Raw genomic sequence first — 23,041 nt, 5'->3', positions numbered from 1 at the left:
CCCCCGCCGAGATCGCCGGCCAACGTGTCTGGGGGCATGCCCCCAGACACGTTGCCATCCCATCAAACAACCATCATGAAAGAGCCAGACTCTCCCTCTGAATGGTAACAATCAGGGGAGCACGTCAGTGAAGTCTTCAATCTCGAATGATGTCGATCTTACGCGCGGACTGTTCCAGTGCGTAAAATATCGTTCAGTGATGGAAGCTGAAAGTGCGTTCAAAGGGGATCGAGTGAGAATTGAAACAAAGTTGGTTGTTGGGAAGGCGTTTCCAGACGTGCTTAAGCCCTTGCAAAACTCATTGGGCGTTGAGGTGATCGAGATCCTTCAACGGTGAATCAGCAACGGGGTCCCAGCGGGGTATCAGGCTCATCAAATGGGCTGCTAGAGACTGAAATGGGCTGCAACGAAATACGGGCAGGCGGGCCGCACAATCGCGTTCCCCAAGCAACGTTTCGCAACGTTATGCAATTGAAAACTAAGAGCTTATGGCCAACTTTTAATCAGTAGGTCGCTGGTTCGAACCCAGCAGGGCTCACCACCGGATTCCCCCCAATTCAGGCCAGCCGATAGGGCACCACGCTGCGGCTGTCGGGATCGACGCTGATCGCGCGGTCGCTGGGGGGGAAGGCGCGCTGGTCGCAGTCGGGGCGGGGGCACAGGCGGCAGGACACGCCGATCCGGGTCGCGGCGCGCTCGCTGGCCAGGTCCAGGCCGTCGGCATAGACGAATTCGCTGGCATGTTCCGCCTCGCAGCCAAGTGCCACGGCATAGCGGCGGGGGCTGCGGGCATAGCTGCCGCTGGGCTTGACCAGCCCCTTGGCCATCGAGACATAGCGCACCCCGTCGGGGGTTTCGGCCAGCTGGACCAGGATCCGGTCGGGGATCGCCACCGCCTCGTGCACGATCCACAGCGGACAGGCGCCGCCGAAGCGGGCGAATTGCAGACGGGTGGCGCTGTGCCGCTTGGTGATGTTGCCGGCCATGTCGACCCGGCAGAAGAAGAACGGCACCCCGCGCGCGTCCTCGCGCTGGAGCGTGGAGAGCCGGTGGCAGGTCTGCTCGAAACTGGTGCCGAAACGCTGCGCCAGCTGGTCGATATCGTGGCGCAGGCTACGGGCCTCGGCGCGGAAGCGGGCATAGGGCATCAGTAGCGCGCCGGCGGCATAGTTGCACAGCCCGACGAACAGCAGCTGGCGGCTGGCCGCGCTGTTGAGCCTGGCTGCTTCCACCACCGCCGCGATCTCGTCCTTGAGCGCCAGCGCGGCGAGCTGATGGGCCAGCTGGAAACGGCGGCTTTCGACCGGCTGGCCGGGATCGATCGTCAGGTGGCCCATCTCGGCGTCGTAGCTGCGCAGACCGGCCTGCCCCGAATAGATCAGCGAAACCGACAGCGCCTGCTTGAGATAGTCCTCGATTGCGTCGGTATCGGGGGAAAGCCCGCCCAGCCGCGCGGCGAGCGCCTCGGCGGCGCGGTCGATCGGATCGACATAGTTGCCGGCCAGGTGGAACCAGTCGCGCACTTCCTCCCACGGCAGGCGCGAGGCCCCGCTTTCGCTGGCCAGCGCTTCATCGACCATCTGCAGGCGTTGCCCGGTGCGGCGATAGGCTTCGTGCAGGGCGATGAAGCGGTCAGCCAGCGCGGGTTGCTGTTCGGCGAGCCGCGCAAGCTGCGCGGCGTCGAGCGGTTCGGGGAACAGCGGATCGGCGTTGGCTTCGCGCAGTGCGGCCAGCCGCGTCTCGGCCTCGCCCGCACCGATCTCGCGCCAGTCGAGCGGGAAGGCGCGGCTGAGGCGCTCGACCAGCACCGGCGTAAGTGGCCGGTCGTCGTGTTCCAGCTGCGAGAGGTAGGACGTGCTGATCCCCAGCAGATCGCCCATCGCCGCCTGGTTAAGCCCCCGCTCGGCGCGGAGCGCCTTCAACCGCTCCCCAGCGAAAATCCGGCGTTTTGCCATCGTCTCTGTTCCTCCATGTCTCCGCGCCTCCGCGTGAGATTGAATGGTTTCACGCGGAGGCGCGGAGACATGGAGATTTATAGGCCGCTTCGCGGAATTTTGCAAAACTGAACTTCGCAACTTCGCAAATTCACATTGGACATTGCGCCTCAGTCGCCGCATCCAGCAGGCTTTGACACGTGGGACGGGGTGCAAATGTCCGCAAATATCGCTGAAATGGAACGCCGCCGCGCCGCTGCCCGCCTGGGCGGTGGGCAGAAGCGGATCGATGCCCAGCACGCCAAGGGCAAGCTGACCGCGCGCGAGCGGCTGTCGATCCTGCTCGATGAGGGTAGCTTCGAGGAAATCGGCTCTTACGTCGAACACAACTGCACCGATTTCGGCATGCCCGATACGACGGTGCCGGGCGACGGGGTGGTGACCGGTTCGGGCACGATCAACGGCCGGCTGGTCTATGCCTATGCGCAGGATTTCACCGTGTTCGGCGGCGCGGTATCCGAACGCCACGCGATGAAGATCTGCAAGATCATGGACGCGGCGATGAAGGTCGGTGCGCCGGTGATCGGCCTCAACGACAGCGGCGGTGCGCGGATCCAGGAAGGAGTTGCCAGCCTTGGCGGCTATACCGAGATCTTCCAGCGCAACGTGCTCGCCAGCGGCGTGGTGCCGCAGCTCAGCCTGATCATGGGGCCTTGTGCGGGCGGGGCGGTCTATTCGCCGGCGATGACCGACTTCATCTTCATGGTGAAGGACAGCAGCTACATGTTCGTCACCGGGCCTGATGTGGTCAAGACCGTGACCAACGAGATCGTGACGCAGGAAGAGCTGGGCGGCGCAGTGACGCATTCGACCAAGACCTCGGTCGCCGACCTTGCGCTTGAGAACGATATCGAGGCGCTGCTGACCGCGCGCGACCTGATCGACTATCTGCCGCTCAACAACCGCACCGGCGTGCCCGAACGCCCGACCAGCGACCCGTGGGACCGGATCGAGGACAGCCTGGATACGCTGATCCCGGCCAATGCCAACCAGCCCTATGACATGCACGAAGTGGTGCGGAAGGTGCTGGACGAGGGCGAGTTCTTCGAAATCCAGCCGGGCCATGCCGCCAATATCATCGTCGGATTCGGGCGGGTTGAAGGGCGCACCGTGGGCGTGGTCGCCAACCAGCCGATGGTGCTGGCGGGCGTGCTTGATATCAACGCCAGCAAGAAGGCCGCGCGCTTCGTGCGGTTCTGCGATGCCTTCGAAATTCCGATCCTGACCTTTGTCGATGTGCCCGGGTTCCTGCCCGGCACCTCCCAGGAATACGGCGGGATCATCAAGCACGGCGCCAAACTGCTGTTCGCCTATGCCGAAGCGACCGTACCCAAGATCACTGTGATCACCCGCAAGGCCTATGGCGGGGCCTATTGCGTGATGAGTTCAAAGCACCTGCGCGGCGATCTGAACTATAGCTGGCCCACCGGCGAAATCGCGGTGATGGGCGCCAAGGGCGCGGTCGAGATCATCTTCCGCCAGGACCTGGGCGATCCCGAGAAGATCGCCGAACGCACCGCCGAATACGAAGACCGGTTTGCCAACCCGTTCGTGGCGGCCAGCAAGGGCTTCATCGACGAGGTGATCCACCCGCGGAATACAAGGCGGCGGATCGCGCTGGGGCTGCGCAAGCTGCGCGACAAGAGCCTCGAGAACCCTTGGAAGAAGCATGACAATATTCCGCTATAGACTGGGCTTTCGGACTTCTGCCCCGATCCAATTTCGGGTGGCCATCTGGCTGTTTTTGGCTGCTGCCATCCTCGGGTTCGGTCTGTCGGGGTATGCCGAAGCGACAGCACAGGCGGCCTTGCTGCCAGTGCCGGGGAAGGATGTGCCCGTTGCCTTCCACGGCAAAAAAATTGTCTACGTTTCAAGTCAGACTGCTTGGCAATACAGTGTCGGCTTGAGGCTCTTCTTCATTGGATGGCTTGCTGGTGCATGCACTCTGGCCGTCGCTGGGATGGCCGGGCACTTGGAACTGAAGGAGCGGGCGTGAACCTGGACCGTCTTGTCAATATCGTCCGCGGCTCCAAGAAGGCCCTTCACCTGAAGAGGAGGGGCTTGGGCTTGAACCTCCCTGTTCCGAACGCAATCAAGGCCTAACCGCATGACCGACCATCTCGATGCCATCGAACGCCTGCACCGCCTGAAGGAATCGGGCGCGCTCAGCGAGGCTGAATTTGCCGAGCAGAAGGCGCGGCTGCTGGCTGGCGCTGACACGCCGGCTGCGCCTGAGGCCTGGTCTGATGCCCCCGCATCGCCCACGCTCAACAAGGGGCTGCTGGCGGGGATCGCGGCGGCGGTGGTGATCCTGGGTGCAGGGGCCTGGTACGGCCTTTCGGGCGGCAGCGATCCGGCGGCGGAGCCGACAACTGCGGCCAGCGATGCGGCGGCGGCAGTGGCCCCCGAGGCGGTCCCCGCGATCGCCAGCCTGCCCGAAGGCGAGCAGCTGCGGCTCGCCTCGCTCGCCGCGCTGGGCTTTGTCGGCAGCCGCACCCGCAAGGAAGGCAGCCAGGCGGTGATCACCAAGGCCGAGCGGCTGCTGCAACTGCCGTTCGGCGCGGTGCTGCTGACCAGCACCCAGCGTCCCGATGGCTGCCATGCCTGTTCGGGCTTTGTCGGGGTCTATTACCTCAAGGACGAAGGCGGCAAGTTCAAGGTAACCGGCAAGTGGCCCGAAGCCGTTTCGGGCTGGGGCTGGGGCAACGTGCCCGAATGGCGGCTGTCGAGCGAATACACCGCCAGCCCGGCGGTGGTGGCCAGCGGCACCGATGGCAACCAGGGCTATTTCTGCGGCGGTACGACGATCACCGAACTGACCGCCAAGGGCCCGGTAACCTCGTTCATCGCCACTTCGACCACCAACGATGGTGCGGTCGATCCCGATACCGGCACCGATATGGGCGGCAATCCGCTGCGCACGCTCGATGGCAAGATCGTGGGCGTGCAGAAGGGCAAGTCGCTGCAGGTCAAGGTGACCGGAACCGAGAGCTTTACCGAAAGCTATGTGATGCGCGGCGGCAAGTACGTGATCGCTTCGGGCGAAACGAAGCTGGGCTGCTGAAAGGAGCGATGATGAAACTGGGCCGACTGAACCACATCGGAGTTGCCACCCCGTCGATCGCGGATTCGATCGTGTTCTACCGCGACGTGATGGGTGCGACGAAGATCCATGACCCGTTCGACCTGCCCGATCAGGGCGTGAAGGTCTGCTTCGTCGATACGCCCGGCGCGGATGGCGCGCTGAACGGCACCCAGATCGAACTGATCGAGCCGCTGCCCGGCAACACCAGCATTGCCAGCTTCCTTGAGAAGAACCCGGCCGGTGGGCAGCACCACATGTGCTACGAAGTGCCCGACATCCACAAGGCCAAGGCCGAATTCGAGGCAATGGGCAAGCGCGTGCTGGGCGAACCCCGGATCGGCGCGCACGGCACGCTGATCTTCTTCGTCCACCCCCGCGACATGCAAGGGGTACTGACCGAAATCATGGAGACGCCGGATAACGCGGCACACTAACCAACACCGTCACCCTGAACTCGTTTCAGGGTCCATCGCGCCGCATGTTCGGTGGATGGTGAGAGACGAAAACGGAGCCGTCCGGTTCCCCAACAGGGCGTCGGGGCGGGACGAGAAATGGACCCTGAACCAAGTTCAGGGTGACGAATTTTTGAATTGGAGAGAGAAATGGCTGATTGCGAAACGATCCTGACCGAGCGCGTGGGCAATGTCCTCAAGATCACGCTCAACCGGCCCGAACGGCTCAATGCCGCCTCGATCCAGCTGGCCGAGGAACTGGGCGCGGCGTTTTATGATCTGGGCGATGCCCGGGCGGTGGTGATCACCGGGGCGGGCAAGGGCTTCTGCTCGGGCGCGGACCTGGCGGCGCGGGGTGATCGCAGCCCGCTGGAACAGAAGGGCGGCAGCCACCGGGCGCTGCAGAACTTCTACAATCCCGTGATCACCCAGATCCTGCGCGCGCCGGTGCCGGTGGTCTGCGCGGTCAACGGTGCGGCGGCGGGCGTGGGCTGCTCGATTGCGCTGGCCGGCGATTTCGTGCTGGCGGGCAAGAGCGCCTATTTCCTTCAGGCTTTCGTCAATATCGGGCTGGTCCCCGATGGCGGCAGCACCTGGCTGCTGGCCCGGGCGATCGGCCGCGCGCGCGCGACACGGATGATGATGCTGGGCGAAAAGATCGGCGCCGAACAGGCCGAGGACTGGGGCCTGATCTACAAGGCGGTCGATGATGCGGCCCTGATGGACGAGGCGATGGCGCTCGCCACCCGGCTCTCCGAAGGGCCGACCGTGTCCTATTCGACGATGAAGCTGAACATCCAGACCGCGCTCGACGGCACCCTGTCGCAGGTGCTGCTGGCCGAGGCTGAAGGTCAGCGGATCGCGGGCGCTTCTGCCGATGCGATGGAAGGCGGCCTGGCCTTCATCCAGAAGCGCAAGGCGGAGTTCAAGGGGCGGTAGAGAAAATCCCTTCCCCCTTGATGGGGGAAGGATACGGAGCCTTGCGAGCTTGCTCGCTAGGCGCAGTTGGAAGGGGGTGAGGGTGCCCTTTGCGCAATGCAGCGCGATCACCCCCACCCAGCTACGACTAGGCGGCACGCCGCCAAGTCTGCGCATCCCTCCCCCATCCAGGGGGAGGAAAGAGGAAGCGATGACGAACGTACAAGACTGGCAGGCCGCAGCGGCGAAAGAGGTCAAGGGCAAGGACCTGACCTGGCAAACCCCCGAGGGGTTCGAGATCAAGCCGCTCTATACCGCCGATGACGCGGGCGATCCCGGCCTGCCGGGCTTCGCGCCGTTCACCCGCGGGGTGCGCGCATCGATGTATGCGGGCCGGCCGTGGACGATCCGCCAGTACGCCGGTTTTTCGACCGCCGAGGAATCGAACGCCTTCTACCGCCGCAACCTCGCGGCGGGACAGAAGGGGTTGTCGGTCGCCTTCGACCTTGCCACCCATCGCGGCTATGACAGCGATCACCCGCGCGTGGTGGGCGATGTCGGCAAGGCCGGGGTGGCGATCGACAGCGTCGAGGACATGAAGATCCTGTTCGACGGGATTCCGCTGGGCGAAATGTCGGTTTCGATGACGATGAACGGCGCGGTGATCCCGATCCTGGCGTTCTTCATCGTTGCCGGGGAAGAGCAGGGGGTCGATCAGGCCCAGCTCGACGGGACCATCCAGAACGACATCCTCAAGGAGTTCATGGTCCGCAACACCTACATCTACCCGCCCGAGCCGAGCATGCGGATCGTCTCGGACATCATCGCCTACACCTCGGCACATATGCCAAAGTTCAACTCGATATCGATCTCGGGCTATCACATGCACGAGGCCGGGGCGACCGCGGTGCAGGAGCTGGCCTTCACCATCGCCGACGGCAAGGAATACGTCCAGCGGGCGATGGCCGCCGGGCTCGATATCGACAAGTTCGCCGGGCGGCTTTCGTTCTTCTTCGGCATCGGCATGAATTTCTTCATGGAAGTGGCCAAGCTTCGCGCCGCGCGCACGCTGTGGCACCGGGTGATGGATGGCCTCGGCGCCAGGGACGAACGCAGCAAGATGCTGCGCACCCACTGCCAGACCAGCGGCGTTTCGCTGCAGGAGCAGGACCCCTACAACAACGTGATCCGCACCACGGTGGAAGCGATGGCGGCGGTGCTGGGGGGCACGCAGAGCCTTCACACCAACGCGCTGGATGAGGCGATCGCACTGCCGACCGATTTCTCCGCGCGGATAGCCCGCAACACCCAGATCGTGCTGGCCGAGGAAAGCGGGATCACCCGCGTGGTCGATCCGCTGGGCGGGTCCTACTATGTCGAGGCGCTGACAAGCACGCTGGTCGATGAAGCCTGGGCGCTGATTCAGGAAGTCGATGGCCTGGGCGGGATGACCCGTGCGGTCGCCAGCGGGCGGCCCAAGGCGCTGATCGAACAGGCCGCCGCCGCCAAGCAGGCCCGCGTCGACAAGGGCGAGGACGTGATCGTCGGCGTCAACAAGTATCGCCCGGCGAGCGAAGAACAGCTCGAAACGCTGGAGGTGGACAACCACGCGGTGCGCGAGGCGCAGATCGCGCGGCTCAAGCAGGTGCGCGCCGCCCGCGACGACAGCGCCTGCCAGGCCGCGCTCAAGGAACTGACCCACGCTGCGCGCGAGGGCGGGAACCTGCTCGAATTCGCAGTCCGCGCCGCCCGCCAGCGCGCCACGCTGGGCGAGATTTCGGACGCGATGGAAGTGGCCTTCGGGCGCTATGGCACTTCGCCCACGCCGGTCACCGGCATCTATGGCAAGGCCTATGCCGAGGATGCGCGGTATCGGGCGGTGGTCGAAGGCGTCGAAGCCGTCACCCGCCGGCTGGGCCGCAAGCCGCGCCTGCTGGTCGCCAAGATGGGCCAGGACGGGCACGACCGCGGCGCCAACGTGATCGCCAGCGCCTTCACCGACATGGGCTTTGACGTCACCAGCGGGCCGCTGTTCCAGACGCCTGAGGAGGCCTGCGCGCTGGCGCTGGCGCAGGACGTCGATGCGGTCGGCGCTTCGTCGCTGGCGGCGGGCCACAAGACGCTGATCCCGCAGCTGATCGGCCTGCTGAAAGAGGCGGGTCGCCCTGACATCAAGGTCACCGCCGGCGGCGTAATCCCGCCGCAGGACTATGATTTCCTGCGCGAAGCAGGGGTGCAGGGGATCTATGGCCCCGGCACCAACGTGGTCGAATGCGCGGCGGACATGCTGCGGCTGCTGGGGCACAACATGCCGCCGGTGGAGGGGTAACGGTGCCGAAGCGCCTTCCCAGAATGTTCGGCTGGGCCGGCGCCGCCTGTATGATCGCGGCGCTGTTCTTCTGGACGCCGCCGTTCGAACGCGCGGCCAGTCTGGAACTGCAGCAGTGCCGGCAGGTGCGGAGTGTGAATACTGTCAATGGCGAGGCGAATCTCACCTCCGCACGATGCCGCGAACTGCTGCGCGAATACGATACCTGCCTTTTGCTGGTGCTCGTTGGCGCGGGCCTGTTTGTTGTTGGTGGAGTGTTGCAGAAAAGGGCTGGCAGATGAGGTCCCGGCAGTTGATGCTCCCCTGTGGAGCAGTCCGACCTGACTTTCCGCGAATGGCTCAGCCACGGGCGTCGACGAATGCCGATTATTACAAACTCGCGGCGGAACTGCGCGTCAGGTCCGCCAAACCGCGCATCTATCTTGCAGAAGGTATCGCTTCATGACCCAGAACCTCGAAACCCTTGCTGTCCATGCCGGGTGTGAGCCCGATCCGACCACCAAGGCCCGGATCACGCCGATCTACCAGACGGCGAGCTATGTGTTCGACAGTGCCGAGCATGCCGCGAACCTGTTTGCGCTGAAGGAATTCGGCAACATCTATACCCGGATCATGAACCCCACCAACGCGGCCTTCGAAGCCAAGGTGGCCGCGCTTGAGGGCGGGGTTGGCGCGCTGGGGGTGGCATCGGGCCATGCCGCGCAGCTCTTGGTGTTCCACACCCTGATGGAGCCGGGCTGCGAAATCGTTGCCGCGAAAAAGCTCTATGGCGGCTCGCTCAACCAGCTGGCCCATTCCTTTGCCAAGTTCGGCTGGAAGACGGTATTCGTCGATGCCGATGATCCCGCCAATGTCGCCGCCGCGATCAATGACAAGACCCGCGCGGTGTTCATCGAAAGCCTCGCCAACCCAGGCGGGGTGGTGCAGGATATCGCAGCGATTGCCGATGTGGCCCATGCCGCCGGAGTGCCGCTGGTGGTGGACAACACCATGGCCACGCCCATGCTGTGCCGCCCGATCGAGCACGGCGCCGATATAGTGGTCCATTCGGCCACCAAGTTCCTCAACGGTCATGGCAATTCGATCGGCGGGGTGATCGTCGATGCCGGCCGGTTCGACTGGAAGGCCAGCGACAAGTTCCCGACGCTGACCCAGCCCAACCCCAGCTATCACGGCGCGGTGCTGGCCGATGCGGTGGGGCCGATCGCCTTCATCATCGCCTGCCGCGTGCTGGGCTTGCGCGATCTGGGCCCGGCGATGGCGCCGATGAATGCCTTCCTGGCGCTGACCGGCATGGAAACGCTGGCGCTGCGCATGGAACGCCACTGCGCCAACGCGCTGCATGTCGCGCAGTGGCTGCAGGCCCATCCCAAGGTTGCGTGGGTGCGCTATGCCGGCCTGCCCGAGGATCCCTACCACCAGCTCGCCCAGCGCTATCTTGGCGGCAAGGGCGGGGCGGTGTTCACCTTCGGGGTCAAGGGCGGGTACGAGGCCGGGGTCAAGCTGGTTCAGTCGGTCAAGCTGTTCAGCCACCTCGCCAATATCGGCGACACCCGCAGCCTGATCATCCACCCGGCCTCGACCACCCACAGCCAGCTCGGCGAAGACGAACTCGCCGCCGCCGGCGCGGGCGCCGACGTGGTGCGGATCTCGGTCGGGATCGAGCACGTTGACGATATCGTTGCCGATCTCGCGCAGGCGCTGGAGGGGGTGTGATTTCCTCCCTGCTCATCCTCGTGTCGGCGGCAACCGCGCCCGCGCTCGATTGCGCGAGCCCACAAACCCAGCTTGCGATGAATGTCTGCTCTTTCCAGGACTATCAGGCGGCCGACAAAGCGCTCAACGCGGCGTGGAAAGCGGCCCAGCAATTCGCGCAGCAAGCCGACCGCGACAGTCCGCCTGCGCGCAAGGCCGATAGCGCCGTGGCTCAGCTGCTCGCCGCCCAGCGCGCCTGGATCGCCTACCGCGACGCGCATTGCCTCGCGCTCGCTGATCAGTACCGCGGCGGCAGCATCCGCCCGCTGATCAAGAATACCTGCATGACCGACCTCACCAAGACCCGTACCGCGCAACTGCGCGAATTCAGCGAGACCAATTGATGTTCAAGAAAATCCTCATCGCCAACCGTGGCGAAATCGCGTGCCGGGTGATCAAGACCGCCCGGCGGATGGGTATCCAGACCGTCGCGGTCTATTCCGATGCCGATGCCCGTGCGCCGTTTGTGCAGATGGCGGACGAGGCCGTCCACATCGGCCCGTCGCCCGCCGCACAAAGCTATCTGATCGCGGACAAGATCATCGCCGCCTGCAAGCAGACCGGGGCCGAGGCGGTGCATCCGGGCTATGGCTTCCTGTCCGAACGCACCTCTTTTGCCGAGGCGCTGGCGAAGGAGGGGATCGAATTCATCGGGCCTCCCGTCGGCGCGATCGCGGCGATGGGGGACAAGATCGAATCCAAGAAGCTGGCCAAGGCGGCCGGGGTCAACGTGGTCCCGGGCTTCGTCGGTGAGATCGAGGATACCGAGCATGCGGTGCGGATCGCCAACGAGATCACCTATCCGGTGATGATGAAGGCATCGGCCGGGGGCGGCGGCAAGGGCATGCGGCTGGCCTTCAACGAAAAGGACGTCCGCGAAGGGTTCGAAAGCGTCAAGCGCGAGGGGCTCAACTCGTTCGGCGATGACCGCGTGTTCATCGAGAAATTCATCGAGGACCCGCGCCACATCGAAATCCAGGTGCTGGGCGACAAGCACGGTACCATCCTCTACCTCAACGAACGCGAATGCTCGATCCAGCGCCGCCACCAGAAGGTGGTCGAGGAAGCGCCCTCACCCTTCGTCAGCCCCGAAATGCGCAAGGCGATGGGCGAACAGTGCGTCGCGCTGGCCCGCGCGGTCGGCTATTACAGCGCCGGTACGGTCGAACTGATCGTTTCGGGCAAGGATCCGACCGGCAAGAGCTTCTACTTCCTGGAAATGAACACCCGCCTGCAGGTGGAACACCCGGTCACCGAATGCATCACCGGGGTCGATCTGGTCGAACAGATGATCCGCGTGGCGGCGGGCGAGAAGCTCGCGATGACCCAGGCCGACGTCAAGATCGACGGCTGGGCGATCGAAAACCGGGTCTATGCTGAAGATCCCTATCGCGGCTTCCTGCCCTCCACCGGGCGGCTGGTGCGTTACAACCCGCCGGTCGATGGCTGGACCGAGGACGAGGATGGCAACGGCCGGCGCGGCGTGGCCGGCGTGCGGGTTGACGACGGCGTCTATGAAGGCGGCGAAGTCAGCATGTTCTATGATCCGATGATCGCCAAGCTGATCACCTGGGGGGCGACCCGCGACGAGGCCGCCGATCTGCAGATCGCGGCACTCGACCGGTTCGAGATCGAAGGGCTGGGCCACAACATCGATTTCGTTTCGGCGATCATGCAGCATCCGCGCTTCCGCTCGGGCGAGCTGACCACCGGGTTCATTGCCGAGGAATATCCCGATGGCTTCACCGGCGCGGCCACTTCTGACGAGGTCCGCAAGCATCTGGCCGCAGTGGCCGGGTTCATCATGACCGCACGCGCCGACCGCGCCCGCCAGATCGACCAGCAACTCGATGGTGAGCTTGAACCGCCCTACGATTGGGCGGTGACGCTGGGCGGCACGACCCACATGGTCAGCCTGGACGAGGCAATCACCGTCGATGGCGAACCGGTCGATCTGGAGATCGAATACACCCCTGGCGACCGGATGGTGGAGGCCTCTATTGCCCATTCGACAGGCTCAGGGTTGTCGGAATACGGAATCAAGGTGGAGGTGACCCGCGCCGGGCTGCGGCTCACCACCCATGGCGCGATCCATCAGGTGCAGGTCCTGCCGGCCCGGATCGCCCCGCTGTCAGGGCACATGATCGAAAAGATCCCGCCCGACCTTTCGAAGTTCCTGATCTGCCCGATGCCAGGCCTGCTGGTGTCGCTGCACGTCAAGGAAGGCGACCGTGTCGAGGCCGGCCAGCCGCTGGCGGTGGTCGAGGCGATGAAGATGGAAAACATCCTGCGCGCCGAAAAGTCGGCCACGGTCAGCAAGGTCAACGCCAAGGCCGGCGAAAGCCTGGCGGTTGACGCGGTGATCCTGGAGCTGGAGTAGCGCCTAGGGTCAGGATTCCTGACCCTAGCCCGCCTTGCGGCCGAAGATCCGGCCCAGCCGATTGCCGCCCGGCGGGGGCGGCGGGGGGATCGGATCTTCGCCGCGGGCGCGCACTTCAAAGCTGCCGCCGATGCCGCGCGCCATCGATTCCTTGGCGCGCCATTCCCCCAGCAGGTCGGCCCGCTCCGCCGGGTTGGCGGGCATCAGGTCGATCGGCGGGCGGGCGTGGTCGATCCGGCGTTCGTCGGGGACATAGTCCGGCGACTGGAAACCGAATTCACGGTGCAGCAGCGGTTCGAGCCGGTAGAGCCCGACTTGCCCGTCCTGCTGCGGCAGGTGTTCGACCCGGTAGGAGATTGTCCGGCTTTCATTGCCGAAAGTATCGCCATCGGGGATGACATATCCGTTGTCGGCCAGCGCGACCCGCATGAACACCAGGATGTTCTCGTAATTGGCAACCCACGGCAGCACGCTGGGTTCGATCTCCACCTCGCGCCCCAGGAAATGCTGGACCCCGAAGGTGCGGATCCCTGCCAGTTCCTCGCCGCCCGGTCCGCGCTGGCCGAACAGGTAGGGATGGACATGCAGCGGGCTGGGCACCCCGGCCTTGGCCAGTTCCTTGAACATCGCCGGGCTGTAGAGCTGGTTGCTGAGCGTCCAGTGGACCAGCGCCGCGCCGGGAAGCCGCAGTGCCAGGCTGCCCAGCCGCGCGGCATAGTCGAGCCGGCGGACGAAGGTGGCATAGGTGTTGCCGGGCAGATCAACGCCCATCTGGGCCAGCATGGCCTGAATTTCGCGTCCGCCCATCGCGCTGTGGCTGACATTGATCAGCACATGGCTGCGATGGCTGGCGATGATCCCTTCGGCTTCGGGCACGGTCAGCCGGGTGACCGGCGAGGCCAGCGTCTGGGCAAAGGCCGCCGCGCTGGCCTGACCCTGAACATGCTCGAAGGTGATCATCAGGTCGTTCGTGCCGAAGTACTGGTAGAAGCAGTCTTCCTTGATCTCGATCGGGTTGTAACGCACGCCGTGGTCGCGCTGTTCATGTTCGAGGAACATGGTGACGATCTGCCGCAGCTGCGTGACTTCGCGGTCATAGAGCACTGCCACCTGGACATCACTTGGATAACGCATCGCCGCACCCCCATTGCCGGCACCCAATTCCGGTATTGTGCCAGCAATGTCTTAAGGATGGCTGATTGGCGCAAAGGGCCTTGCCAAGCGCCGGCAGCGCGGCACAAGAGCCTGGCACCCAACCGGAGATCTGTCCGCAATGCACCTCAATCACGCCCCCGATGCCCCGCGCGGGGCGGACATCACTTTCGACCAGTTCCTGGCCGTGGACATTCGCATGGGCACGGTGCTCTCGGCCGAACCGTTCCCCGAAGCGCGCAAGCCCGCCTTCAAGCTGGTGATCGATTTCGGTCCGGCGATCGGCGTGAAGAAATCGAGCGCGCAGATCACCGATCGTTATGCGCTGGAAGACTTGCCCGGGCGGCAGGTGGCGGCAGTGGTCAACTTCCCGCCGCGCCAGATCGGCAAATTCATGTCCGAAGTGCTGACCCTGGGTTTCGGCGATGCAGACGGCGCGGTGATCCTGTTTTCGCCCGACCGGGCAGTGCCCGACGGATCGCGGTTGTTTTAGGCCGCTTGGCAGAAGCTGTAACCGCGCCCATATTCACCGCGACCCCTCTGCAACCGGGGGCAAGCGGGAGAAAGACCGATGGATTGGACTGACGTGATCCGCCTTGCCCGTGGTGCAGAAAACCCTGCGCCGCGCCGGGATGAGCGAACCGAGGAAGAATGGCGCGCGGCGCTGGACAGCAACCAGTACCAGGTACTGCGGCTGAAGGGCACTGAGCGACCGTTTTCGAGCGAGATGTGCAGCCTGTTCCAGCCCGGGCGCTATGCCTGCGCGGGCTGCCATACCGAGCTGTTCGACAGTTCGAGCAAGTTCGAAAGCGGCACCGGCTGGCCCAGCTTTACCGCGCCGGTGGCGGATGGCGTTGTCGCCTATCATCTTGACGAAAGCCACGGGATGCAGCGGATCGAGGCAATCTGCAACGTCTGCGACGGGCACCTGGGGCATGTCTTCCCCGATGGCCCGGCGCCCAGCGGCCTCAGGTTCTGCATCAATGCGCTGGCGCTGGAGAAGGTGGGCTAGGTCCCATGCCGCTGTGGTCCTTCGACAACAGCCTCGCCCGGGCCCTCGGGGATTTCTGCGTGCCCTGGCAGGCGGCCACCCCGCGTGAGCCGCGGCTGGTGCTGTTCAACGATGCGCTGGCCGCACGGCTGGGCCTGCCCGGGCGCGTGGCGGGTGAGGATGCGCTGGCCGGGTGGCTTTCGGGCCGCGATCCGGTGCCGGGCAGCGAGCCGGTTGCACTGGCCTATGCCGGGCATCAGTTCGGCCATTTCAACCCGCAGCTGGGCGATGGCCGGGCGCTGCTGCTGGGCGAGGTGCTGGCGCCTGACGGGCTGCGTTTCGACCTGCAGTTCAAGGGATCGGGCGCCACGCCGTTCTCGCGCTCGGCCGATGGCAAGAGCACGCTGGCGGCAGCGCTGCGCGAATATCTGATCAGCGAGGCGATGGCGGCGCTGCGGGTGCCCAGCACCCGCAGTCTGGCGGTGGTCGCGACCGGCGAGGGGATCTGGCGCGAAACGCCCCATCCCGCTGCAGTGCTGACCAGGGTGGCGGCCAGCCACCTCAGGATCGGCAGCTTCGAATGGGCCGCCGCGCACAAGGGCCGCGATGCGGTTGCGCAGCTGGCCGACTATGCGCTGGAGCGGCACTATCCCGAACGGATGCATCAGGCCAACCGCCCGCTCGCCCTGCTGGACGCCGTGGCCGAGGCGCAGGCCCGGCTGGTGGCGCGGTGGATGGCGCTGGGCTTTGTCCACGGGGTGATGAACACCGACAATGTGACCATATCCGGCGAAACGATCGACTATGGCCCCTGCGCCTTCCTCGATGGCTATTCGGACCGGCAGGTGTTCTCCTCGATCGATCATCACGGGCGTTATGCCTTTGGCCAGCAGCCGGTGGTCTGCCGCTGGAACCTGTACAAGCTGGCCTCGGCGCTGATCGAGGCGATCGCCGAAGTGGACCAGGCCGATAGCGAAGCGGCGCGGTTGCTGCTCGAACAGTGGCCGGCCCGCTACGAGGCGCACTGGCTGCGCGAAATGCGGGCCAAGCTGGGGCTGGTCGAGGCGCGTGACGGTGACCTGGAGCTGGCGCAGGAGCTGTTCACCAGGCTGGAAGGCCAACAGGCTGACTTCACCCGGCTGTTCCGTGCACTCGCGGTGTCCTTGAGTGACGGCTATGGTGCGCTTGAAGGGGAGTTGAGTGACCGTGGTGTGCTGGTTGAGTGGCACGCGCGGTGGTATGCGCGGCTGGCCGATGAAGGCGGCGATCCGGCCGAACGGGCAGCGCGGATGGACGCGGAAAACCCGCTCTACATCCCCCGCAACCACCTGACCGATGCCGCCCTGACTGAGGCCGAAGCGGGTGATCTTGCCCCGTTCCTTGCCCTGCTCGATGCGGTCACCCATCCCTTCGAGCCGCGCGAAGGTCTGGACCGCTACACCCACGGCGCACCCCAGGGTTCGCCCCGCCATGTAACCTATTGCGGAACCTGACCGAACCGGGAGCGAAGGAGACTACCGATGCTCAAACAGGCCCTTGCCGCCACCCTCCTGCTCGCCGCCCCCGGAATCGCCCGGGCGGATACGATCGTGCTGGCCGGCGGCTGCTTCTGGGGAATGGAAGCCACCTTCGAACACGTCAAAGGCGTGACCAATGTCGTCTCTGGCTATGCCGGCGGCAGCGCTGCGGATGCCAATTATGATGCGGTTTCCTCGGAACGCACCGGTCACGCCGAAGCAATCCGGGTGACCTATGATCCCAAACAGGTCTCGCTTGGCGAACTGCTCGGGGTCTATTTCATTGTTGCTCACGATCCGACCCAGCTCAATCGCCAGACGCCCGACGAAGGCCCCAGCTATCGCAGTGCTGTGTTTCCGCAGAGTGCCCGGCAGCGCCAATTCGTCGATGCCTATCTGAAAACGCTCAACGCCCGCGCGCCGTTTTCCGGGCGGATCGTGACGCGGATCGAAAGCGGGACGTTCTTCCCGGCCGAAGCCTATCACCAGGACTTCATGAGGAAGAATCCGCGCCACCCCTATATCCTGCGCTGGGACGTGCCCAAGCTGGCAAAGTTGAAAGCGACCTATCCCGCGCTTTACCGCGGCAGGTAGAGCGTCTTCCAGGCGGTGTCGAAGGCCCGGTCAAGCTCGGGCTTCCAGCGGGCATATTCGCACTTGTCGAGCAGGTCTGGCGGCGGGAACAGCACCGGGCTGGTCTGATATTCAGCGGCCATCATCGCCTTGGCGGCCAGGTTCGGGCTGGGGAACAGGATCGTTTCAACGATCCCGCTACCGGCTTGCCCGCCCAGTACGAAGTCGATGAATTGGTGAGCATTGCCGGAATTGGCAGCACCCTTGGGAATGCACAGGCTGTCGGTGGTGAGCTCGCTGCCTTCTTCGGGCATGACGAAGGCCAGGTCCGGATCTTCAAGGATCACCTGCGCCAGATCGCCGTTGAAATCTGCGACCAGATCGACCTGCTTGTCGAGCAGCAGGTCCTGCCCGTCATCGCTGTGGAAGGCCTTGATCCGGGGCAGCTGGGCCTTGAGCAATCCGGCCAGCGCCGGGATATCGGCCTGGCCCACCGCATTGGGACCCTTGCCCAGCACCCGCGCGGCGATCCGGAACAGGTCGGCGGGATCGGAAGGCAGTGCGATCCGCCCGGCAAAGGCCGGGTTGGCGAACAGATCCTTCCAGCCCTTGGGCGGCACAGGCACCGCCGACTTGCGATAGCCGATGCCATAGACCAGCCAGGTATAGGGCACTGAATACCTGTGTCCGGGATCGTAGGGTGGATTGGCAAAGCGCGGGTCGAGGTTGCGCAGGTTGGGGATCCGCGCCTGGGTCAGCGGGGCGAGCAGTCCGGCTCCGCTCAGCCGCTCAACCATCCGGTTCGATGCGATCACCAGGTCGGGCACTTCGCTGCCCTTGCTCAGCTGGTCGAACAGCGCATCCTCGCTGGCGATCACGCTCAACTTGGTGTCGACCCCGCTGGCATCCTTGAAGTCGGCCAGGGTTGTTTCGCCCAGGTAGCTGTCCCAGTTGGCGAAGGTCAGCGCGGTCCGCTCACCGCAACCGGCCAGCGGGGCAAAGGCCAGCGCCGCTGCGCCCGCACCAAGTCCGCGCAGCACGCCGCGGCGGCGAATATCGAAGGACCCGTTCATAGCCCGATCCTAGCCTGCCCCTGCGGGCTTGCAAACCGTGTGCCCCGGCGCGGCTGTGGATCGGTCTTGTCCAGGGTCAAACCATCCGCCCGGCAGATGGCCTAAGACACTTGCCTGCGCGCCCTGCAAGGATCACCCTGCAATCATGACTCACCCGCTTTCGCTCACCTTCCACGGATCGGCCCGCACGGTCACCGGTTCGTGCCACGAATTCGCGCTGGGCAGCACCCGGGTGCTGGTCGATTGCGGGATGTTTCAGGGATCGCGGACGCTTGAAGGCCTGAACCAGGGCGCGTTCGGGTTCGATCCGCGCAAGCTAGATGCGGTGATCCTGACCCACGCCCATATCGACCATTCGGGCCTCTTGCCGCGGCTGGTGGCTGAAGGCTTTGAAGGGCCGATCTGGTGCACCCAGCCAACCGCGGATCTGCTGGAATACATGCTGGCCGATGCCGGGCGGATCCAGGAGGCCGATACCGCCCGGCGCAACCGCCGCCGCGACCGCGCCGGCGAAGATCCGTTCGAACCGCTCTATACCGAAGCTGACGCGCTCGCCGCCTGGGGGCAATGTTCACCGGTCGAGTTGGAGGAATGGTTCGAGCCTGCACCCGGGTTTCGTGCGCGGCTGTGGAATGCCGGGCATATTCTGGGTTCGGCCTCGGTCGAACTGGAAGCGGGCGGCGCGCGGGTGCTGGTTTCGGGCGATCTGGGGCCAGACAACAAGGCGTTCCATCCCGATCCCGAAAGCCCGGCCGGGTTCGATCATGTGCTCTGCGAAAGCACTTATGGCGACCGTGAACGCGAGGCGATCAGCATTGCCGCCAGGCGGAAAGAGCTGGAAGCCGAAATTCGCGGCGCGCTGGCGCGCGGCGGCAACCTCGTGATCCCCACCTTTGCGCTGGAACGCACGCAGGAACTGCTGCTCGACATTGCCGAGCTGGTGCGCAGCAAGGCGATCGGCAATGTCCCGGTGTTCATCGACAGCCCGCTGGCCAGCCAGGCCACCCGGGTGTTCGAACGTCACGCGCATGATCTTGAAGACGTCCACCCCGATTGCACGTTCAACTGCAGCAATTTCCACTTCGTCGACAGCGTCCAGGAATCGATCCGGCTCAACAGCATCTCGGGTGCGATCATCATGGCTGCCTCGGGCATGTGCGAGGCAGGGCGGATCCGCCATCACCTGATCCACAACCTGCACAAGCGCGAAGCGACGGTGCTGTTCGTCGGGTACCAAGCCGCCGGCAGCCTGGGCCGGGTGATCCAGGAAGGCGCCGGGCGGGTGCGGATTTCCGGGCAGGACGTGATGGTCCGCGCGACGATCCGGCGGATCGATTCCTATTCGGCCCATGCCGATCAGGGCGAACTGCTCAACTGGATCGCCGAACGCGCGCCGGTGGCGGGCAACCTGTTTCTGGTCCACGGTGAAGGCCCGGCGCTGGAGACCCTGGCCGGCCTGGCCGCGCAGCGCGTGCCGGGGCTGAAGGTGCTGATCCCCGAAATCGGCGAAAGCTATGACCTGCCGGGCGGTGCGCCGGCCCGGCGGACCAGGACCGGACGGACCGACCTGACCGAGGCCCTGGGGCGCGACTGGCAGAATTCCTATGCCGATTTCGTGACCGGGCTGAAGCGCGACCTGGCCGCAATCGAGGATGAGGCCCGCCGCCAGCAGGCGATCGCTGACATGCGCAAGGTGCTGCAAAGTTATGCCGCGCACCGCGACAAGCGCCGGGACAAGGGCCGCCACTGATGGATCGGGGCGAGGTGATCTATCGCACCCTTGGCCTCACCAAGTCCTATGGCGAAGGCGCCACTGCGGTCCATGCGCTGCGCGGGGTGGATCTCAGTGTCCACAAGGGCGAGCTGCTGGTGCTGCTTGGTCCCTCGGGATCGGGCAAATCAACGCTGCTCAACATTCTGGGCGGGCTTGATACGGCAAGCTCGGGCCAGGCCTGGTTCGGCGATCTTGAGCTGACCGCGCTCGATGCTGATGGCCTGACCGAATACCGCCGCGCCTCGGTCGGGTTCGTGTTCCAGTTCTACAACCTGATCGCCTCGCTCACCGCCCGTGAGAATGTCCAGCTGATTACCGACATAGCCGAGGATCCGATGCTGCCCGAAGAAGCCTTGGCGCTGGTCGGGCTGGGCGACCGGCTCGACCATTTTCCCGCCCAATTGTCGGGTGGCGAGCAGCAACGCGTGGCGATTGCCCGGGCGATTGCCAAGCGCCCGGCGGTGCTGCTCTGCGATGAGCCAACCGGCGCGCTGGACAGTGCCACTGGTGCACGGGTGCTGTCCGCGCTCGATACGATCAATCGCGAGGTGGGCACCACCGTGTTCATCATCACCCACAACGCGGTGATCGCCGACATGGCCGATGAAGTTATCCGTTTTGCCGATGGCGCGATTGCGTCGCACAGCCGCAATCCGGTTCGTCGCAGCCCGGCCGAGCTGAGCTGGTGAAACGCCTGCCGCCGCTTACCGCCAAGCTGCTGCGCGACCTGTGGCGGCTGCGCGCCCAGGCGCTGGCGATCGCGCTGGTGATGGCGGCGGGGGTAGGCATGGCGGTGATGAGCTTCGGGATGATCCGCTCGCTTGAGGCGACCCGGGCCGACTATTACGCGCGCTATGTCCTGGCTGACCTGTGGGTGCCGCTGCGGCGCGCGCCGGACAGCACAGCGCGCGATTTGCGTCAGATTCCGGGGGTGGCCGGGGTTGAAAGCCGGATCGGCAGTGCGGCCATGCTCGATATCGCGGGGATTGCCGAACCGGTCACCGCGCGGCTCCACTCCTTGCCGGTATCGACCAACCAGCTGGTGCTGCGATCCGGGCGCCTGCCGCGCCGCGATGCGCCCGATGAAGTGGTGGCCAGCGAATCCTTCGTGCGCGCCGCCCGGCTTGAGCTGGGCAGCACTCTGCCGGCGCTGGTCCATGGCAAACGGATCACGCTGCGGCTGGTTGGCACCGCGCTGTCACCCGAATATGTCTATGCGGTCGCGCCTGGACAGATCTTTCCAGACAACCGCCGCTTCGGGGTGCTGTGGATGGCGCGCGAGCCTTTGGCTGCTGCGCTCGACCTGCGCGACGGGTTCAACGAGGCGCTGGTCCGGCTGGCCCCCGGTGCGGACCGGGCCGAGGCGATCCGCCGGATCGATCTGGCCACCGCGCAATACGGCGCGACCGGCGCCTTCGGGCGCGACATGATGGTTTCCGACCGCTTCGTTTCAAGCGAGATCGACCAGTTGCGCACCACCGTTGAAATCCTGCCGCCGGTCTTCCTGGGCGTTGCGGCTTTCCTGCTCAACATTCTGCTCGCCCGGCTGGTCGATACCGAGCGCGAGGTGATCGGGCTGCTCAAGGCCTTCGGTTATCGCAGTGGTGCGATTGTCGCACACTATGCCCAGCTTGCGCTGCTGCTCTCGTTGGGCGGAGTGCTGGCCGGCTGGGGTCTGGGGACCTGGATGGGGCGCGGGATCGCGGAGCTGTATCAGGAGTATTTCTCGTTCCCGTTCCTGACCTTCATTGCCGGGCTGGACATCTATCTTGGCGCGGCCGGGCTGGCGCTGCTCGCCGTATTGGCGGGTGCCGCCGGATCGGTCTGGCGCGCACAGCGGCTGACCCCGGCCGAAGCAATGCGTCCGCCCGCCCCGGCGCACTTTTCCGCGCATGGACTGACCGGGCGGCTGGTGCCGCTGCTGCCCGATGAGCCATCGCGGATGATCCTGCGCGGGCTGGCCCGCCGCCCGCTGCGTTCGCTTGCCAGCATTGCCGGGCTGGCCGCCGCGCTGGCGCTCTATGTCGCCTCGGCCAGTTCGACCGACAATGTCGACAAGATGATCGAGCTGACCTTTGATCGCGGCCAGCGCGCCGACCTGTCGATCGCCTTTGCCGAGCCGCGCGATGCCCATGCCCTGCACGAGCTGGCCGCGCTGCCCGGCGTCCAGCGGATCGAACCGTGGCGCGGAGTTTCTGCCGACCTGTCGAACGGCCCGCGCCAGCAGCGTGAGGCGCTGTTGGGTTTGCCGGCCGGTGCGCAGCTGATGCGGCTGGTTACGCTGGACGATGAAGTAATCGAACCCGGCCCCAATGGCGCGATCGTATCCAGCCAGCTTGCTCGCAAACTGGCACTGAAGCCTGGTGACAGCATCGCGGTGCGGGTGACCGAAGGTGAGCGGGTGCGCTTCACCCTGCCTGTGGCGCGGGTAGTCGATGTGCCGCTGGGGGCGGCACTGGTGGTCGAGCGCGGTTTGCTCAACCGTCTGCTGCGCGAAGGCGATGTGGCGAGCGGGGCCTATGTCATGGCCGATGCGGCGGGACGCGATGCGCTCTTTGCCCGGCTCAAGCAGGTGCCGATGGTCGCCGGAGTCTCGGTCGCCAGCGCCGCACTGCGCGGAATTCGTGAGACGATTGGCCAGTCGATGGGGATCGTGACCCTGTTCAACACCATATTTGCCATGCTGATCGTTGCCGGAGTGACCTATACTTCGGCGCGGATCAGCCTGTCCGAGCGTGCCCGCGATCTCGCCTCGATGCGGGTGCTGGGCTACCGCAAGGCCGAGGCTGGCTTTGTCCTGCTGGGCGAACAGGCGCTGCTGGCGCTGGCCGCGCTGCCGCTGGGGCTGGCGCTGGGGATCGCGCTGTCGCGCTATATCGCCGCCAGCTTTTCCTCCGACCTGTTCCTGATCCCGTCGGCGGTCAGCACACGCACCCTGGGCGAGGGGGTGCTGGTGGTGGCTCTGGCCGCCGCTGCCACCGCCTGGCTGATCCGCCGCAGCGCAGACCGGCTTGATCTGGTAAGAGCGCTCAAGACTCGGGAGTGACC

The 23,041-nt window shown here is 65.3% G+C and carries 20 protein-coding genes; 17 read left to right on the top strand and 3 right to left on the bottom strand.

The window, feature by feature from the left end:
- Positions 1–557: 557 nt before the first annotated feature.
- Positions 558–1,955, bottom strand: a complete 1,398-nt coding sequence (locus IT549_RS11910; protein ID WP_292973433.1) for a helix-turn-helix transcriptional regulator — start codon at positions 1,953–1,955, stop codon at positions 558–560.
- Between the two features lie 195 nt (positions 1,956–2,150).
- On the opposite strand from IT549_RS11910, the gene IT549_RS11905 reads away from it, so the two are divergent.
- The 10 genes from IT549_RS11905 (at position 2,151) to IT549_RS11860 (ending at position 12,913) form a co-directional block, all read left to right on the top strand.
- Positions 2,151–3,683: an acyl-CoA carboxylase subunit beta gene (locus IT549_RS11905; RefSeq protein WP_292973431.1), complete on the top strand. Its 1,533-nt coding sequence runs from the start codon at positions 2,151–2,153 to the stop codon at positions 3,681–3,683.
- A gap of 37 nt (positions 3,684–3,720) precedes the next feature.
- Positions 3,721–3,990, top strand: a complete 270-nt coding sequence (locus IT549_RS11900; protein ID WP_292973429.1) for a hypothetical protein — start codon at positions 3,721–3,723, stop codon at positions 3,988–3,990.
- Between the two features lie 111 nt (positions 3,991–4,101).
- A complete protein-coding gene (locus IT549_RS11895) occupies positions 4,102–5,058 on the top strand; it encodes an SHOCT domain-containing protein (RefSeq protein WP_292973427.1) in 957 nt (318 codons plus the stop codon).
- 11 nt (positions 5,059–5,069) lie between these two features.
- Positions 5,070–5,513 carry a methylmalonyl-CoA epimerase gene (mce, locus tag IT549_RS11890; protein WP_292973425.1) on the top strand — a complete coding sequence of 148 codons (444 nt, stop codon included), beginning with the start codon at positions 5,070–5,072 and terminating at the stop codon, positions 5,511–5,513.
- A 168-nt stretch (positions 5,514–5,681) separates the two neighbouring features.
- Entirely contained in the window at positions 5,682–6,470 is a 789-nt protein-coding gene (locus IT549_RS11885; RefSeq protein ID WP_292973423.1) for an enoyl-CoA hydratase-related protein, read from the top strand.
- Between the two features lie 190 nt (positions 6,471–6,660).
- The gene (gene scpA / locus IT549_RS11880; protein ID WP_292973421.1) at positions 6,661–8,778 is read left to right on the top strand and encodes a methylmalonyl-CoA mutase; all 2,118 of its coding nucleotides are present in this window, start codon (positions 6,661–6,663) and stop codon (positions 8,776–8,778) included.
- 50 nt (positions 8,779–8,828) lie between these two features.
- A complete protein-coding gene (locus tag IT549_RS11875; RefSeq protein ID WP_292973419.1) occupies positions 8,829–9,059 on the top strand; it encodes a hypothetical protein in 231 nt (76 codons plus the stop codon).
- A gap of 160 nt (positions 9,060–9,219) precedes the next feature.
- The gene (locus IT549_RS11870) at positions 9,220–10,494 is read left to right on the top strand and encodes an O-acetylhomoserine aminocarboxypropyltransferase (RefSeq protein WP_292973417.1); all 1,275 of its coding nucleotides are present in this window, start codon (positions 9,220–9,222) and stop codon (positions 10,492–10,494) included.
- Positions 10,491–10,877 (top strand): lysozyme inhibitor LprI family protein, encoded by a 387-nt coding sequence (locus tag IT549_RS11865; RefSeq protein WP_292973415.1) that lies wholly within the window; start codon positions 10,491–10,493, stop codon positions 10,875–10,877. The genes IT549_RS11870 and IT549_RS11865 overlap by 4 nt, the downstream gene beginning before the upstream one ends.
- Positions 10,877–12,913 (top strand): acetyl/propionyl/methylcrotonyl-CoA carboxylase subunit alpha, encoded by a 2,037-nt coding sequence (locus tag IT549_RS11860; protein ID WP_292973413.1) that lies wholly within the window; start codon positions 10,877–10,879, stop codon positions 12,911–12,913. The genes IT549_RS11865 and IT549_RS11860 overlap by 1 nt, the downstream gene beginning before the upstream one ends.
- Before the next feature lie 24 nt (positions 12,914–12,937).
- On the opposite strand, the gene IT549_RS11855 is transcribed toward IT549_RS11860, so the two are convergent.
- On the bottom strand, positions 12,938–14,047 hold the full coding sequence (locus tag IT549_RS11855; RefSeq protein ID WP_292973411.1) for a hypothetical protein: 1,110 nt from the start codon (positions 14,045–14,047) through the stop codon (positions 12,938–12,940).
- Positions 14,048–14,186: 139 nt separating this feature from the next.
- Here IT549_RS11855 and IT549_RS11850 point away from each other — a divergent pair, with 139 nt between their 5' ends.
- From IT549_RS11850 to msrA, 4 genes are all read left to right on the top strand, one after another.
- Positions 14,187–14,558 carry a tRNA-binding protein gene (locus IT549_RS11850; RefSeq protein ID WP_292973409.1) on the top strand — a complete coding sequence of 124 codons (372 nt, stop codon included), beginning with the start codon at positions 14,187–14,189 and terminating at the stop codon, positions 14,556–14,558.
- A 78-nt stretch (positions 14,559–14,636) separates the two neighbouring features.
- Positions 14,637–15,077: a peptide-methionine (R)-S-oxide reductase MsrB gene (msrB, locus tag IT549_RS11845; RefSeq protein ID WP_292973407.1), complete on the top strand. Its 441-nt coding sequence runs from the start codon at positions 14,637–14,639 to the stop codon at positions 15,075–15,077.
- Positions 15,078–15,082: 5 nt separating this feature from the next.
- On the top strand, positions 15,083–16,549 hold the full coding sequence (locus tag IT549_RS11840; RefSeq protein WP_292973405.1) for a protein adenylyltransferase SelO: 1,467 nt from the start codon (positions 15,083–15,085) through the stop codon (positions 16,547–16,549).
- A 27-nt stretch (positions 16,550–16,576) separates the two neighbouring features.
- Positions 16,577–17,167 (top strand): peptide-methionine (S)-S-oxide reductase MsrA, encoded by a 591-nt coding sequence (gene msrA / locus IT549_RS11835; RefSeq protein ID WP_292973403.1) that lies wholly within the window; start codon positions 16,577–16,579, stop codon positions 17,165–17,167.
- On the opposite strand, the gene IT549_RS11830 is transcribed toward msrA, so the two are convergent.
- Entirely contained in the window at positions 17,152–18,219 is a 1,068-nt protein-coding gene (locus IT549_RS11830; protein WP_292973402.1) for a spermidine/putrescine ABC transporter substrate-binding protein, read from the bottom strand. The genes msrA and IT549_RS11830 overlap by 16 nt on opposite strands.
- A gap of 145 nt (positions 18,220–18,364) precedes the next feature.
- Between IT549_RS11830 and IT549_RS11825 the strand changes: the two genes are divergently transcribed.
- Genes IT549_RS11825 through IT549_RS11815 form a run of 3 tightly spaced genes read left to right on the top strand, consistent with a single transcriptional unit; the run spans position 18,365 to position 23,039 of the window.
- Entirely contained in the window at positions 18,365–19,969 is a 1,605-nt protein-coding gene (locus tag IT549_RS11825; protein ID WP_292973401.1) for an MBL fold metallo-hydrolase, read from the top strand.
- Positions 19,969–20,682, top strand: coding sequence for an ABC transporter ATP-binding protein (locus IT549_RS11820; RefSeq protein WP_292973400.1), 714 nt, complete (start codon positions 19,969–19,971; stop codon positions 20,680–20,682). Before IT549_RS11825 ends, IT549_RS11820 begins: the two co-directional genes overlap by 1 nt.
- Positions 20,679–23,039 (top strand): FtsX-like permease family protein, encoded by a 2,361-nt coding sequence (locus IT549_RS11815; RefSeq protein WP_292973399.1) that lies wholly within the window; start codon positions 20,679–20,681, stop codon positions 23,037–23,039. Before IT549_RS11820 ends, IT549_RS11815 begins: the two co-directional genes overlap by 4 nt.
- The last annotated feature ends 2 nt before the right edge of the window (positions 23,040–23,041 follow it).

Source organism: Novosphingobium sp. (assembly GCF_020852455.1).
GTDB lineage: Bacteria > Pseudomonadota > Alphaproteobacteria > Sphingomonadales > Sphingomonadaceae > Novosphingobium.
This window is presented reverse-complemented; position numbering and strand designations above follow the sequence as displayed.

Coding starts and splice junctions, on each gene's coding strand:
- IT549_RS11910 (WP_292973433.1), bottom strand. CDS start 1,955: ATGGCAAAACGCCGGATTTTCGCTGGGGAGCGGTTGAAGGCGCTCCGC.
- IT549_RS11905 (WP_292973431.1), top strand. CDS start 2,151: ATGTCCGCAAATATCGCTGAAATGGAACGCCGCCGCGCCGCTGCCCGC.
- IT549_RS11895 (WP_292973427.1), top strand. CDS start 4,102: ATGACCGACCATCTCGATGCCATCGAACGCCTGCACCGCCTGAAGGAA.
- mce (WP_292973425.1), top strand. CDS start 5,070: ATGAAACTGGGCCGACTGAACCACATCGGAGTTGCCACCCCGTCGATC.
- IT549_RS11885 (WP_292973423.1), top strand. CDS start 5,682: ATGGCTGATTGCGAAACGATCCTGACCGAGCGCGTGGGCAATGTCCTC.
- scpA (WP_292973421.1), top strand. CDS start 6,661: ATGACGAACGTACAAGACTGGCAGGCCGCAGCGGCGAAAGAGGTCAAG.
- IT549_RS11875 (WP_292973419.1), top strand. CDS start 8,829: ATGATCGCGGCGCTGTTCTTCTGGACGCCGCCGTTCGAACGCGCGGCC.
- IT549_RS11870 (WP_292973417.1), top strand. CDS start 9,220: ATGACCCAGAACCTCGAAACCCTTGCTGTCCATGCCGGGTGTGAGCCC.
- IT549_RS11860 (WP_292973413.1), top strand. CDS start 10,877: ATGTTCAAGAAAATCCTCATCGCCAACCGTGGCGAAATCGCGTGCCGG.
- IT549_RS11855 (WP_292973411.1), bottom strand. CDS start 14,047: ATGCGTTATCCAAGTGATGTCCAGGTGGCAGTGCTCTATGACCGCGAA.
- IT549_RS11850 (WP_292973409.1), top strand. CDS start 14,187: ATGCACCTCAATCACGCCCCCGATGCCCCGCGCGGGGCGGACATCACT.
- msrB (WP_292973407.1), top strand. CDS start 14,637: ATGGATTGGACTGACGTGATCCGCCTTGCCCGTGGTGCAGAAAACCCT.
- IT549_RS11840 (WP_292973405.1), top strand. CDS start 15,083: ATGCCGCTGTGGTCCTTCGACAACAGCCTCGCCCGGGCCCTCGGGGAT.
- msrA (WP_292973403.1), top strand. CDS start 16,577: ATGCTCAAACAGGCCCTTGCCGCCACCCTCCTGCTCGCCGCCCCCGGA.
- IT549_RS11830 (WP_292973402.1), bottom strand. CDS start 18,219: ATGAACGGGTCCTTCGATATTCGCCGCCGCGGCGTGCTGCGCGGACTT.
- IT549_RS11825 (WP_292973401.1), top strand. CDS start 18,365: ATGACTCACCCGCTTTCGCTCACCTTCCACGGATCGGCCCGCACGGTC.
- IT549_RS11820 (WP_292973400.1), top strand. CDS start 19,969: ATGGATCGGGGCGAGGTGATCTATCGCACCCTTGGCCTCACCAAGTCC.